The sequence below is a fragment of the Kitasatospora cineracea genome, assembly GCF_003751605.1.
Lineage (GTDB): Bacteria > Actinomycetota > Actinomycetes > Streptomycetales > Streptomycetaceae > Kitasatospora > Kitasatospora cineracea.
The window spans coordinates 3,286,097-3,299,613 of record NZ_RJVJ01000001.1 but is presented as its reverse complement, the minus strand read 5'-3'; the positions used below and the strand labels follow the sequence as shown (position 1 = coordinate 3,299,613).

At 70.3% G+C, this 13,517-nt stretch carries 12 protein-coding genes; 6 read left to right on the top strand and 6 right to left on the bottom strand.

From position 1 onward, the window contains the following. Nucleotides 1-73 precede the first annotated feature (73 nt). From ctaE to EDD39_RS15015, 5 genes are all read left to right on the top strand, one after another. Nucleotides 74-694 carry an aa3-type cytochrome oxidase subunit III gene (ctaE, locus tag EDD39_RS15035; RefSeq protein WP_030460978.1) on the top strand — a complete coding sequence of 207 codons (621 nt, stop codon included), beginning with the start codon at nucleotides 74-76 and terminating at the stop codon, nucleotides 692-694. Nucleotides 695-785: 91 nt separating this feature from the next. Next, the gene (gene qcrC / locus EDD39_RS15030) at nucleotides 786-1,607 is read left to right on the top strand and encodes a cytochrome bc1 complex diheme cytochrome c subunit (protein ID WP_030909017.1); all 822 of its coding nucleotides are present in this window, start codon (nucleotides 786-788) and stop codon (nucleotides 1,605-1,607) included. Nucleotides 1,608-1,615: 8 nt separating this feature from the next. Next, nucleotides 1,616-2,671, top strand: a complete 1,056-nt coding sequence (gene qcrA, locus EDD39_RS15025) for a cytochrome bc1 complex Rieske iron-sulfur subunit (protein WP_244256732.1) — start codon at nucleotides 1,616-1,618, stop codon at nucleotides 2,669-2,671. Further along, entirely contained in the window at nucleotides 2,668-4,326 is a 1,659-nt protein-coding gene (qcrB, locus tag EDD39_RS15020) for a cytochrome bc1 complex cytochrome b subunit (protein WP_123556364.1), read from the top strand. The genes qcrA and qcrB overlap by 4 nt, the downstream gene beginning before the upstream one ends. A gap of 106 nt (nucleotides 4,327-4,432) precedes the next feature. Continuing rightward, a complete protein-coding gene (locus EDD39_RS15015) occupies nucleotides 4,433-4,798 on the top strand; it encodes a GntR family transcriptional regulator (protein WP_123556362.1) in 366 nt (121 codons plus the stop codon). A gap of 76 nt (nucleotides 4,799-4,874) precedes the next feature. On the opposite strand, the gene EDD39_RS15010 is transcribed toward EDD39_RS15015, so the two are convergent. Continuing rightward, the gene (locus EDD39_RS15010) at nucleotides 4,875-6,488 is read right to left on the bottom strand and encodes an amidohydrolase (protein ID WP_123556359.1); all 1,614 of its coding nucleotides are present in this window, start codon (nucleotides 6,486-6,488) and stop codon (nucleotides 4,875-4,877) included. Between the two features lie 25 nt (nucleotides 6,489-6,513). Then, the gene (locus EDD39_RS15005) at nucleotides 6,514-7,146 is read right to left on the bottom strand and encodes a TetR/AcrR family transcriptional regulator (protein ID WP_123556357.1); all 633 of its coding nucleotides are present in this window, start codon (nucleotides 7,144-7,146) and stop codon (nucleotides 6,514-6,516) included. Nucleotides 7,147-7,255: 109 nt separating this feature from the next. On the opposite strand from EDD39_RS15005, the gene EDD39_RS15000 reads away from it, so the two are divergent. Further along, a complete protein-coding gene (locus EDD39_RS15000) occupies nucleotides 7,256-8,689 on the top strand; it encodes a purine-cytosine permease family protein (RefSeq protein ID WP_123556355.1) in 1,434 nt (477 codons plus the stop codon). 68 nt (nucleotides 8,690-8,757) lie between these two features. Here the strand turns inward: EDD39_RS15000 and EDD39_RS14995 are convergent, their stop codons facing one another. The 4 genes from EDD39_RS14995 to ctaC form a co-directional block, all read right to left on the bottom strand. Continuing rightward, nucleotides 8,758-10,053, bottom strand: coding sequence for a L,D-transpeptidase (locus EDD39_RS14995; RefSeq protein ID WP_123556353.1), 1,296 nt, complete (start codon nucleotides 10,051-10,053; stop codon nucleotides 8,758-8,760). Between the two features lie 220 nt (nucleotides 10,054-10,273). Continuing rightward, nucleotides 10,274-10,690, bottom strand: coding sequence for a cytochrome c oxidase subunit 4 (locus EDD39_RS14990; protein WP_123556351.1), 417 nt, complete (start codon nucleotides 10,688-10,690; stop codon nucleotides 10,274-10,276). Further along, nucleotides 10,687-12,465: an aa3-type cytochrome oxidase subunit I gene (ctaD, locus tag EDD39_RS14985; RefSeq protein ID WP_123556349.1), complete on the bottom strand. Its 1,779-nt coding sequence runs from the start codon at nucleotides 12,463-12,465 to the stop codon at nucleotides 10,687-10,689. The genes EDD39_RS14990 and ctaD overlap by 4 nt, the downstream gene beginning before the upstream one ends. Then, entirely contained in the window at nucleotides 12,462-13,322 is an 861-nt protein-coding gene (ctaC, locus tag EDD39_RS14980) for an aa3-type cytochrome oxidase subunit II (RefSeq protein ID WP_030460968.1), read from the bottom strand. The genes ctaD and ctaC overlap by 4 nt, the downstream gene beginning before the upstream one ends. Between the last annotated feature and the right edge of the window lie 195 nt (nucleotides 13,323-13,517).

The window sequence follows — 13,517 nt, the reverse complement described above, 5'->3', positions numbered from 1 at the left end:
GCGGGCATACCTCACGCACCGGACACTCCGAGGGACACCCCCCGGCGTGAAGACGGAATAAGGGACCGACATAATGTCCGTCGTGGCGACAGCAACAGCAACAGAAACCGGACACGCGCACGGAGCGGTCAACAGGCCGAACCTGGTCAGCGTCGGAACCATTGTCTGGCTGAGCTCGGAGCTGATGTTCTTCGCGGCCCTGTTCGCGATGTACTTCACCCTCCGCTCGGTCAAGGGCGCCGAGTTCTGGCACGAGAAGGCCCATGCCCTCAACGTGCCCTTCTCCTCGGTCAACACCACGATCCTGGTGCTCTCCTCCCTCACCTGCCAGCTCGGCGTGTTCGCCGCCGAGCGCGGTGACGTGAAGAAGCTGCGCTCGTGGTTCACGATCACCTTCGTGATGGGCGCCATCTTCATCGGCGGCCAGATCTTCGAGTACACCGAGCTGGTCAAGAAGGACGGCCTCTCGCTGTCCTCGGACCCGTACGGCACGGTGTTCTACCTGACCACCGGCTTCCACGGACTCCACGTGACGGGTGGTCTGATCGCCTTCCTGCTGGTCCTCGGACGGACCTACGCGGCGCGGCGCTTCACCCACGAGCAGGCCACCGCGGCGATCGTGGTGTCGTACTACTGGCACTTCGTCGACGTCGTGTGGATCGGCCTGTTCGCGACCATCTACCTGATCAAGTAACAGCCGCCCCGCCCCTGACCCCGCGTCACGTCGACGCGTGGGAGTCGGGGGCAGGCTGCTGCCGACCAGATCCTGACACCGGGGTTATTCCGTGAAAAAGCTCTCCGCACGACGGCGCCACCCACTGGCGGCGGTCGTCGTCCTACTTCTCGCCCTGGCGGCCACCGGGGGGCTGTACGCCGCTTTCGCGCCCGCCGAGAAGGCGCAGGCCGACAGCTCCGCGCAGTCGCTCGCCATCGACGAGGGCAAGAAGCTCTTCGCCGTCGGCTGCTCCTCCTGCCACGGCCTGAACGGCCAGGGCACCTCCGACGGTCCGTCGCTGGTCGGCGTCGGCTCCGCGGCTGTCGACTTCCAGGTCGGCACCGGCCGCATGCCGGCCCAGCAGCCGGGCGCCCAGGTCCCGCGCAAGAAGAACATCTACTCCCAGGCCGAGATCGACCAGCTGGCCGCCTACGTGGCCTCGCTCGGCCCCGGCCCGGTCGCGCCGGACAGCAAGCAGTACCAGCCCTCCGACGACCCGGTGACCAACGCCGAGCAGGTCGCCAAGGGCGGCGAGCTGTTCCGCACCAACTGCGCCCAGTGCCACAACTTCGCCGGCAAGGGCGGTGCGCTGACCAACGGCAAGTACGCCCCGTCCCTCGAGGGCGTGGACGCGAAGCACATCTACGAGGCCATGCAGACCGGCCCGCAGAACATGCCGTCCTTCCCCGACACCACCATGCCGGAGGAGCAGAAGCGCGAGATCGTGGCGTTCGTCCGCCACACGAACGACGAGCCCAACCAGGGCGGTCTCGCCCTGGGCAGCCTCGGTCCGGTGACCGAGGGCCTGTTCGGCTGGATCTTCGGTCTCGGCACGCTGATCGTGATCGCGATCTGGGTCGCCGCCCACACCACCAAGGCCAAGAAGTCATGAGCCACGACATGTCAGAGAACCTGCCGGAGGCGCACGGCGCCTCCCACGGCACGGACGTCGCCACCCACGGCGACCCGTTCGCCGACCCGGGCCTGCCGGCCCACGAGCCGCGTCGGACCGACATCGACGAGCGGGCCGCCAAGCGGGCCGAGCGCCAGGTGTCGCTGCTGTTCGTGGTGTCGATGCTGGCGACCGTCGGCTTCATCGCGTCGTACGCGTCGATCGACGCCGACAAGATCGTCTACATCTTCCCGCTGGGCCACGTCAGCGCGCTCAACTTCGCCCTGGGCATGACCCTCGGCGTGGCGCTGTTCTGCATCGGCGCGGGCGCGGTCCACTGGGCCCGCACCCTGATGTCGGACCACGAGCTGCCGGCCGAGCGCCACCCGATCGAGGCCGACGACGACGTCCGCAACGACGTCATCGAGCAGTTCAAGACCGGTGCCGCGGAGTCGGCCTTCGGCCGCCGCAAGATGATCCGCAACACCCTGATCGGCTCGATGGCCCTGGTGCCGCTGTCCGGCGTGGTGCTGCTGCGCGACCTCGGCCCGCTGCCGGAGAAGAAGCTCCTGCACACCGGCTGGGTGGAGGCCACCGCCAACAAGCCGATCAAGCTGGTCAACATGAACACCGACCAGCCGATGAAGCCCGAGGACATCGTCCAGGGCTCGCTCACCTTCGCCAAGCCCGAGGGCCTGGAGGAGTCGGCGGAGGACTTCCAGCAGAAGATCGCCAAGGACGCCCTGATGCTCATCCGGATCGCCCCGGAGGACATCAAGGACACCAAGTCCCGGGACAAGGGCTTCGAGGGCATCCTCGCCTACTCGAAGATCTGCACCCACGTCGGCTGCCCGATCTCGCTGTACGAGCAGCAGACCCACCACGCGCTCTGCCCCTGCCACCAGTCGACCTTCGACCTGGCGGACGGCGCTCGCGTCATCTTCGGCCCGGCCGGCCACCCGCTGCCGCAGCTGAAGATCACCACCGATGAGCAGGGCTTCCTGGTCGCCACCGGCGACTTCGACGAGCCCGTCGGCCCGAGCTACTGGGAGCGTCCGCGATGAGTTCCGCAAGCGGCACCAACAGTGCCTCCAAGCCGGCCAGCACGCGGGCCAAGCCCGCGAACAAGGCCGAGGCGGCTGTTGACTGGGTCGACGGCCGGCTCGGGCTCTACTCCCTGGCCAAGGCCAACCTGCGCAAGATCTTCCCGGACCACTGGTCCTTCATGCTCGGCGAGATCTGCCTCTACAGCTTCATCATCATCATCCTCACGGGTGTGTACCTGACGCTGTTCTTCAAGCCGAGCATGGCGGAGACCGTCTACCACGGCACCTACCTGCCGCTGAACGGCATCAAGATGTCGGAGGCGTACGCCTCCACGGTGAACATCAGCTTCGAGGTCCGCGGCGGTCTGCTGATCCGTCAGATCCACCACTGGGCCGCGCTGGTCTTCGTGGCCGCGATGTTCGTCCACATGATGCGCGTCTTCTTCACCGGCGCGTTCCGCAAGCCGCGCGAGATCAACTGGCTGTTCGGCTTCCTGCTGCTGTGCCTGGGCTTCTTCGACGGCTTCTTCGGCTACTCGCTGCCGGACGACCTGCTGTCGGGCACCGGCATCCGCTTCATGGAGGGCGCGATCCTGGCGGTGCCGATCGTGGGCACCTACATCCAGATGTTCCTGTTCGGCGGCGAGTTCCCGGGCACCGACATCATCCCGCGCTTCTTCACCATCCACGTGCTGCTCATCCCGGGCATCATGCTGGGCCTGCTGGTCGCGCACCTGATCCTGGTCTTCTACCACAAGCACACCCAGTGGGCGGGCCCGGGCAAGACCGAGAAGAACGTCGTCGGCATGCCGCTGATGCCGGTCTACATGGCCAAGGCCGGCGGCTTCTTCTTCCTGGTCTTCGGCATCATCGCGGCGATGTCCGCGATCGCCACGATCAACCCGGTCTGGGCGTACGGCCCGTACCGTCCGGACCAGGTCTCCACCGACGCCCAGCCCGACTGGTACATGGGCTTCGCCGAGGGCCTGATCCGCTTCATGCCGGGCTGGGAGATCTCCGTCTGGGGCGGCCACACCCTGAACCTGGGCGTGTTCATCCCGCTGATGATCTTCCCGCTGGTCCTGGTCGCCATCGCGGTGTGGCCGTTCATCGAGTCCTGGGTCACCGGTGACAAGCGCGAGCACCACATCCTGGACCGCCCGCGCAACGCCCCGGTCCGCACCGCGTTCGGCGCGGCCTGGATCGCGCTGTACCTGGTCCTGCTGGTCGGCGGTGGCAACGACCTGTTCGCCACCCACCTGCACATGTCGATCAACACGATCACCTACGCGGTCCGCGTCGGCTTCTTCGTGGTGCCGGTCCTCACCTTCATCGTCACCAAGCGCTGGTGCCTCGGCCTCCAGCGCCGCGACAAGGAGAAGGTGCTGCACGGACGCGAGTCCGGCATCATCAAGCGCCTGCCGCACGGCGAGTTCGTCGAGGTCCACACCCCGCTGGCGCAGAAGGACCTGCACACCCTCACCGCCCACGAGCAGCCCCAGCCGCTGGAGCTGCCCGCCGAGACGGACGAGAACGGTGTGGCCCGCAAGGCCGGCGTGATCACCAAGACCCGGGTGAAGCTCTCCGAGGGCTTCTACGGCGAGGGCAACCAGATCGCCAAGCCCACCACCGAGGAGTACCACGAGATCACCAGCGGCCACGGCCACCACTGATCCCGTGTAGCTGTCACGCCACGTCAGAACCCCCACCGGCCCCGGCCGGTGGGGGTTCTGGCATATCCGGACGGGACTTTCCCTGACGCCCTGTTATGTTGGCCGGGTGCACGTGGCGATCGATCCCCAGTCCCCCACACCGCCCTACGAGCAGGTCCGCTCGCAGATCGCGGCCCAGGCCCGTAGCGGCGAGCTCCCGATCGGCCTGAAGCTCCCCACCGTCCGCGCCCTCGCCGAACGGCTCGGCCTCGCCGCGAACACGGTGGCCCGCGCCTACCGCGAGCTGGAGGCCGACGGCGTGGTCGAGACCCGCGGCCGGGCCGGCACCACCATCGCCCCCACCGGGGACACCTCCCACCGCCTCGCCGCCACCGCCGCGACCGAGTACGCGGCCCGCGCCGCCCACCTCGGCCTCAGCCACGACGAGGCCCTGGCCGCGATCGCCACCGCCCTGGACGCCGCCTACCGCTGACCGGCACAGCACGACGGCGCGGCCGGCCCCTCCCGGGGAATCCGGCCGCGCCGTCCGTCCTGCCGTCCTGCCGCCGTCACACCGCCCGGTGCGTGACCTCGCCGTCCGACACCGTCAACAGCACCGGCACGCCCGCCAGTTCGGTGTCCGGCACGGTCAGCGGGTTCTCCGCGAGGACCGTCAGGTCCGCCCGGTGGCCGACCGCGAGCCGTCCGGCCCGGTCCTCCTCCCCCGCCGCCCAGGCCGGGGCGAGGGTGTAGCCGGCCAGCGCCTGGAGCGGCGTCAGCGCCTGCCCGGGCAGGTGCGGCGGCTGCCGCAGGTCGCGGGCGGGCCGCCGGTGCCGGGCGCCGGCCATCACGCCCAGCGGTTCGAACGGCGCGATCGGCCAGTCCGAGCCGAGCACCACCCGGGCGCCGGCCGCGGCCAGGTCGCGGCAGCGGAAGGCCCGGTTGGCCCGCTCCTCGCCGAGCCGGCGGGACCAGTTGTCGGTGTGGTCGGCGCGGGTGTACTCGGTGCAGTGGGTGGGCTGCATCGAGGCGGCCACGCCCAGCGCGGCGAACCGGGCGACGGTGTCGTCGGGCACCGTCTCGACGTGCTCGACCCGGTGCCGCACCGCGCCCCTGCCGTGCGCGGCCACCGCCCGCTCCACCGCGTCCAGGACGTGCCGGACGGCCGCGTCCCCGATCGCGTGCGTCGCGGTCGGCACCCCGGCCCGGTGGAGTTCGCCGATCACCCGGGTGTACTCGGCCGGGTCGGGCCAGAACGCGCCGGTCGACTCGCCGTGGCAGTCCGGGTGCTCCAGCCAGGCGGTGCCGTTGTCGATGGTGCCGTCCATGAAGAGCTTCGCCCCGTCGACCCGCCAGCGCCGGCCGCCCCCGCCCTGGCGCCGGACCAGTTCGGCCAGGTCCGCCGGGCTCGCGCCGGGCTGCACCCAGGGGGCGATCCGCAGCCGCAGCGGGAGCTGTCCGCGCTCCTCCAGGGCCGCGTAGACGGCCAGGCTCTCGCCGTTGGCGTCCATCGCGTGGCCGCCGGTGAGGCCGGCCGCGGCCATCCGCCGCAGCACCTCGGCGCTGGCCCGGCAGAGCTCCTCGAAGCTCGGACGGGGGGCGACGGCCTCGACCAGCTCGCAGGCGGCGTCCTCCAGCAGCAGGCCGGTCGGGCGGCCCGCCGGGTCGCAGACCACCTCGGCGGAGCCCTGCTCGAAGCGGCGCGGCCCGTCGATCCCGGCCAGTTCCAGCGCCCGGCGGCTGGCCAGCATGGAGTGCGCGTCGAACAGGTCGATCGCGGCGGGGACGCCGTCCAGCACCGGGCCCACGCTGTCGGCGGAGACCGGCAGGTCGCCGAAGGCGTTCGGGTCCAGGCCCCAGCCGCGCAGCCACTGCCCGGCCGGCAGTTCCCGCACCGCCCCGGCCAGCGCGGCCCGGACGCCCTCCAGGTCGGTGCACCCCGACAGGTCCACCCCGGCGGTGCGCTCGGCGCCCGAGACGGGGTGCAGGTGGCCGTCGGTCAGCCCGGGGACGACCACCGCGCCGCCCAGGTCGAGCACCTCGGCGCCGGCCGCGGCGGCCGCGGCGGCCGCCCCGAACCCGGCGATCCGGCCGCCGCTCAGGACGAGCGCGTCGTGCGGCAGGAAGTCCCCGCTGCCGGGGTCGAGCAGCCGGGCGTTGGTCAGGACGAGGTCGGGGTGCACGGGTGGCTCCTCAGCGGTGGTGCGGTCAGTGCGGGGTGCCGAGCGCCCCGGCCGGCAGGCCGAGTTCGCGTTCGGCGAGGGCGTGCGCCATCCCGGTGACCGCCCCGGGTCGCCCGGTGCGGTCGGTGTTGGCGTGCGCCCCCAGGCCGTCCAGGACGACCAGGAGCTGGATCGCGGTGACGTGCGGGTCCGGGGTGCGGAACTCCCCGGACGCGACGCCGTCGCGCAGCAGTGCCGTCAGTGCGTCCCGCCAGAGCGCCTCCTGCCGGCCGACCCGTTCCCGCAGGGCGGGTCGGAACCGGCTGAGGTGGCGGGCGTTCAGCCACAGCCGGCTCAGCTCGTCGTAGCGCGGCCCCCCGGTGCGCTCGAGGAAGCGGGCCAGGCGCCGGACCGCCGGGAGGGCGGCGTCGGCGTCGGGCAGCAGCTCGGCCAGTTCCCCGGACGCGGCGGCACCGAAGGCTTCGGCGACCAGTTCCTCGGCGACCGGGAAGTAGTGGCTGATCAGTCCGGGACGGACGTCCAGCTCCTCGGCGACCCGCCGCATCGTGATGCACTCCAGGCCCTCGGCGAGGGCGATCCGGGCCGCGGTGGCCACGATCTCCGCCCGCCTGGCCTCGGGGTTCTTGCGCACCCGTTTCGGTCGGCCGCTTGACGACATGCCCCGCACGCTATTGGATGTGCGACCAATAGACAAGCCGCCTTCCGCATCGGCCGCTCCCGCACCGCCGACCGCACCGGCACCCGCACTCGAAACCTCGGAGGACTCCATGGAATCCACGATTCCAGACCCCCACACGGAGCTCCCCACGCCCCCACCGGCGGCCGACCGGGCCGGACGGATCGAGGCGCACGGCATCGACCACATCCCCGACGCCGAGCGCCACGGCCGCCCCCGCGACCTGTTCGCCGTCTGGGCCGCCCCCAACGTCAGCTACCTCAACCTGGTGGTCGGCGGCACCCTGGTGCTGATCGGGCTCGACCTGTGGCAGTCGCTGGCCGTCATCGCGGCCGGCAACCTGCTCTGGGCCGGCGTCGGCCTGCTCGCCGTCAGCGGCCCGGCCGCGGGCGCCCCCAGCGAGGTCATCATGCGGGCCATGTTCGGCGTCCGCGGCAACCGGGTGAACATCGCCGTCACCGGCTGGCTGGTCTCGGTCTGCTACCTCGCCCTCAACTGGGCCGCCGCCTCGCTCGCCGCGTTCGGCCTCGCCGAACGGGCCGGGATCACCCCGGGCACCCCGCTCAAGGTCCTGGTCATCGTGCTGATCGCGGCCGCCACGCTGGCCATCTCGGTCTACGGCCACGCCACCATCGTCCGCCTGTACGGGCCGTTCACCCTGGTCCTGACCGCGGTCTTCCTGCTGCTCACCGGCTACCTGCTGACCGGCGGCCACACCGACTGGCACTACCGCCCCGCCGACCCCCTGCACGGCACCGCCCTGGTCGCCGCGCTGGCCGGCGGCACCGCGCTGATCGCCTCCGCCCCGCTGTCGTACTCCACCAGCGCCGACTTCTCCCGCTACCTGCCCCGCACCACCCCGCCCCGCGCGGTGGCCGGCTGGACGGCGCTGGGCGCCTTCGTCCCCAGCGTGCTGTTCACCGCCCTCGGCAGCCTCGCCGCCACCACCCTCGACATGACGGACCCGCAGTCCGCCCTCACCGCCGTCCTGCCCGGCTGGTTCCGGCCGTTCTTCCTGCTCGCCATCGTCCTCAGCGCGATCGCCAACAACGCCATGACCGCCTACTCCTCCGGCCTCGCCCTGCAGGCCGTCGGCCTGCGCATCCGCCGCTCCCGCAGCGTCGCCCTGGACGGCGCGCTGGGCGTCGCGCTCACCCTGTACGCGCTGCTGGTCTCCAACTTCCTCGACACCGTCAACAACATGCTGGAGCTGATGGTCGCCCTCACCGGCCCGGTGATGGCCGTCTACGCCACCGACATCCTCTGGCGCCGCAACCGCTACCGCGGCCCCGACCTCATCGACGAGACCCCCGCCTCCCCCTACTGGTACTCCCACGGCGTCAACTGGGCCGGCGCGGCCGCCCTCGTCCTCGGCACCGCCGCCGCCACCCTCTGCCTCTCCACCCGGCTCTTCACCGGCTGGGTTGCGGAAGCCCTCGGCGGCACCGACCTCTCCCTGCCCGCCGGCATGCTCACCGCCGCCGCGGCCTACTGGTTCCTGATGCCCCGCCACCGCACCGCCTGACCCCGTCGGCGAACGGCGAGGTCCGCCCGGCCGGAGCCCACGGCTCCCCGGGCGGACCTCGCCGCACGTCACCGGCCAGCGGCCCGCACCGCCCCCGTCGAAGCGGAGACCGAGGCCGAAGCCGAACCGCTCGCACCCGCGCTCGTGCTCGCGCCCGCCGACGGGCCGGGCGTCGCGTTCACCCCCGTCTCGGGCGCCGCCGTGCTGACCGGCTTGCCCAGCGCGCTGTGCTTCACGTACTCGTCGAAGCCCACGTTCCAGTCACCGAACCCGTTGCCGAACGGCTCCATGTCGTGGCCCTTGCTGTTGACCACCTGCACGATGTCGCCGACCCGGGTGTTGTCGAAGAACCACTTCGCCTCGTCGGTGCTCATGCCGGTGCAGCCGTGGCTGACGTTCTCCTTGCCCTGCGCCCACACCGACCACGGCGCCGCGTGCACGTACTCGCCGCTCCAGGTCACCCGGGTCGCCCACTTCACGTCCAGGTCGTAGGACTCGCTGCTGCCCGCCGCGATGCCGATCGTCTCGCTGCTCATCCGGACGTCGGACTCCTGGCCGAGCACCACCTTGACGCCGTTGCGGGTGTCGAAGCCGGGCTTGCCGGTGGTGACCGGGATGGTCTTCACCACCTCGCCGTTGCGCTTGTACGTCAGCTGGTCGGTGCCCGCGTCGACCACCGCCTCGATCCGGTCACCGGTGCGCAGCGCGAGGCTCTGCTCCTCGCCGCCGTAGACGCCGTCGGATATCCGGATGCCGGGCAGGTCGTAGGCGAGCTTGACGGTGGTGTTCGCGGGCCAGTACTCCTGCGGCCGGAAGTGCAGGTTCTCGTCGTCGACCCAGTACCAGGCGCCGGTGACGGCGGGCTGCGAGGTGACGGTCAGTCCGCGTTCGATCTGCTGCCGGGCCGCCGGGTCGGTGACCGCCTCGGAGAGCTTGACGGTGAGCGGCTGGCCGACGCCGTAGACGCCGCTGCCCGCGCTGTCGGGGCCGAGTTCGGCGGTGACGACGTGCTGCGCGTCGGCGGTGGTGAAGGCGGAGTCGGCCTCGCCGTGGCCGCCCTTGCCGTCCTCGGCCGCGACCTTGACGGTGTACGCGGCGCCGGCCCGGAGCGGGTCGGTGGTCTGCCAGTGCTGCTGGTCGGCGGCGAGCTGACCGGCCACCGGCTTCCCGTCGGGACCGGTGACGGTGACGGTGCCGAGCTTGGCGGTGCCGTCCGCGGTGACGCTGAACGCCTTCGCCGGGTCGGCCTTCTCCCCGGCGGCCGAGGTGTGGATCAGCGGGGCGACGTCGATCTGACGGGCCGAATCCTTCTCGGCGGACCCGCCGCCGGAGGAACAGGCCGCGGCCGGGGCCAGTACCAGCATGGCGGCCAGCGCGGTCCGGGAACTGCCAACTATCCGAGAGCCCTTCAACGGAACCTCCCAGGGGTATGAACCTGCCTCAGAGCGTAGGAAGGCGTCACCCGAGCGGCACTCCGGGTAACCCGGTCGGGGGACAACCCCCGGGGTTCCCGGGGAAACGACGGGGCCGGGCACCCCCCGAGGGGAGTACCCGGCCCGCCGTACGGCTTGCGCGATCCGGAACCTACTGGTTCTGGTTCTCGCCGCGGTAGAACTCGAACACCCAGCCGAACAGGCCGATGAGGATGATCGGGATCGACCAGAACAGCAGCCACCAGCCGAAGATGACGCCCAGGAAGGCCAGCGCGCCACCGATCGCCAGGGAGAGCGGCTGCCAGCTGTGCGGGGCGAAGAAGCCCACCTCGCCGGCGTCGTCCGAGACCTGGGCCTCGGGGTTGTCACCCGCGCCGGTGTCCACCCGCTTGGCGGTGAACGCCAGGTAGAAGCCGATGAAGGCGCACAGGCCGAAGGCCAGGAACAGCGCGGTGGTGCCGGCGGCCTCCAGGCCGTGGTCCGACTTCATGGTCCACACCATGTAGGTGATGGCGATCGCCAGCACGAACACGGCGAGACCCGCGAAGATCTTTCCCTGTTCCTTCATCGGGCGTCACCCTCATTCTTGCCCTTGCCCAGCGACGGACGGTCGTACTGCGCGGGGGTCACGCCCTCGAAGTGCTTGGCCGCCTCGCCGTGGTTCTCCAGGTAGTCCAGCGCGGCGATCTCCGGGTGGTGGAGGTCGAAGGCCGGGGACTCGGAGCGGATCCGGGGCAGGGTGGTGAAGTTGTGCCGCGGCGGCGGGCAGGAGGTCGCCCACTCCAGCGAGCGGCCGTAGCCCCACGGGTCGTCGACCACGACCTTCTCGCCGTACTTGGCGGTCTTCCAGACGTTGTAGAGGAACGGCAGGATCGACAGGCCGAGCAGGAACGAGCCGATGGTCGAGATGGTGTTCAGCGTGGTGAAGCCGTCGCTCGCCAGGTAGTCGGCGTACCGGCGCGGCATGCCCTCGGCGCCCAGCCAGTGCTGGACCAGGAAGGTGGTGTGGAAGCCGATGAACAGCGTCCAGAAGGTGATCTTGCCGAGGCGCTCGTCCAGCATCTTGCCGGTCATCTTCGGCCACCAGAAGTGGAAGCCGGCGAACATGGCGAAGACGACGGTGCCGAACACCACGTAGTGGAAGTGCGCGACGACGAAGTACGAGTCCGAGACGTGGAAGTCGATCGGCGGGGAGGCCAGCAGGACGCCGGTCAGGCCGCCGAACAGGAAGGTGACCAGGAAGCCGACCGTCCAGAGCATCGGGGTCTCGAAGCTCAGCGAGCCCTTCCACATGGTGCCGACCCAGTTGAAGAACTTCACACCGGTCGGGACCGCGATCAGGAAGGTCATGAACGAGAAGAAGGGCAGCAGGACCTGCCCGGTCACGTACATGTGGTGCGCCCACACCGTCACCGAGAGGCCGGCGATGGCGATGGTCGCGGCGATCAGGCCGGAGTAGCCGAACATCGGCTTGCGGCTGAAGACCGGGATGATCTCGGAGACGATGCCGAAGAACGGCAGCGCGATGATGTACACCTCGGGGTGGCCGAAGAACCAGAACAGGTGCTGCCAGAGCAGCGCTCCACCGTTCGACGGGTCGAAGACGTGCGCCCCGAACTTCCGGTCCGCCTCCAGGGCGAACAGCGCGGCCGCGAGGACCGGGAAGGCCAGCAGGACCAGCACGGCGGTCAGCAGGACGTTCCAGACGAAGATCGACATCCGGAACATCGTCATGCCGGGCGCGCGCATGCAGATGATCGTGGTGATGAAGTTGACCGCGCCGAGGATGGTGCCGAAGCCGGAGAAGGCCAGACCCATGATCCACATGTCGGCGCCGATGCCCGGCGAGCGGACCGCGTCGGACAGCGGCGAGTAGGCGAACCAGCCGAAGTCGGCCGCGCCCTGCGGGGTCAGGAAGCCCGCCACCGCGATGATCGAGCCGAACAGGTACAGCCAGTAGGCGAACATGTTCAGTCGCGGGAAGGCGACGTCGGGGGCGCCGATCTGGAGCGGCATGATCCAGTTGGCGAAGCCCGCGAACAGCGGGGTGGCGAACATCAGCAGCATGATCGTGCCATGCATGGTGAACGCCTGGTTGAACTGCTCGTTCGACAGGATCTGGGTGCCCGGGCGGGCCAGCTCGGCACGCATGACCAGGGCGAGCACGCCACCGATCAGGAAGAAGGCGAACGAGGTCGCCAGGTACATCGTGCCGATCGTCTTGTGGTCGGTGGTGGTGAGCCACTTGATGATCGCGTTGCCCGGCTTGCGCACCCGCGGAGTCCCCGAGGTGACGGCCCCGGCTCCCCCACCGGCCGCGGCGGGCTCGTTGAGGATGGTCACTTCTCTTCACTACTTCCCGTGGTGGGGAGGATGCCTGCGGGAACCGCGCCGGCCTGGCCCTTGTCGCGGAGGTCCTTGAGGTGCTGCTGGTACTCGTCGGCCGTGACGACCTTGACGTTGAACAGCATCCGGGAGTGGTCGACACCGCAGAGCTCGGCGCACTTGCCGCGGTAGGTGCCGAGCGCGGTCGGAGTGACCTGGAACTCGTTGACCACACCGGGCACGACGTCCATCTTCATCATGAAGTTGACGGGCCAGAAGTCGTGGATGACGTCGTTGGAGGTCAGCCGGAACTTCACGGTCTCGTTGATCGGCAGGTAGAGCGTCGGAGGCTCCTTGGTGCTGCCGACCTCGTACGCGGCGGTGGTGCTCGCCGGGTCCGGGATCTCGGAGTTCTCGTAGTTGAACGCCCAACTCCACTGGAAGCCCACCACGTTGATGGTGTGCTGGGGCTTCGCGTCAACCTTCGTCAGGGTGGCCTCGTCGCGGGCGACGAAGTAGAAGAGCACCGAGACGATGACGAGGGGGACCGCGGTGTACAGCGCCTCGATGGGCACGTTGTACCGGGTCTGAGCGGGGACCTCCACCTTGGTGCGGCTGCGCCGGTGGAAGATCACGCTCCAGATGATCAGACCCCACATCAATGCACCAACAACCAGAGCCGCGATCCACGAGCCCTGCCACATGTGAAGGACCAGCGGGCCTTCCTTCGTGACGGGACTGGGGAGGCCAAGCCTGGGCAGGTCGTTGGCCGAGCAGCCGGTGGCGGTCGCGATGACGAGGCCCAGTGCCAGCGCCTGAGGCAGCTTCCGCCGCATCGTGCGCCGCGGCGAGCGGTCGGAGCCGTTGGGACTCACGTAGCGCCTTCCCGAAGTCTCGCCCGGGAACGCACCACCGTCCGGAGTCCGTTGTCAGGTCTCCTCGGTGATCCGGCCACGGGCACGGTTTGAATGCTTATGCGGGCCAAACGCTACTCCATCCTTATGCGGCACTCACGGGCAGCCCCCGGTAACGCGCCGCCCGGCTACCCGATCAGCCCCCGGGGGGTGAAG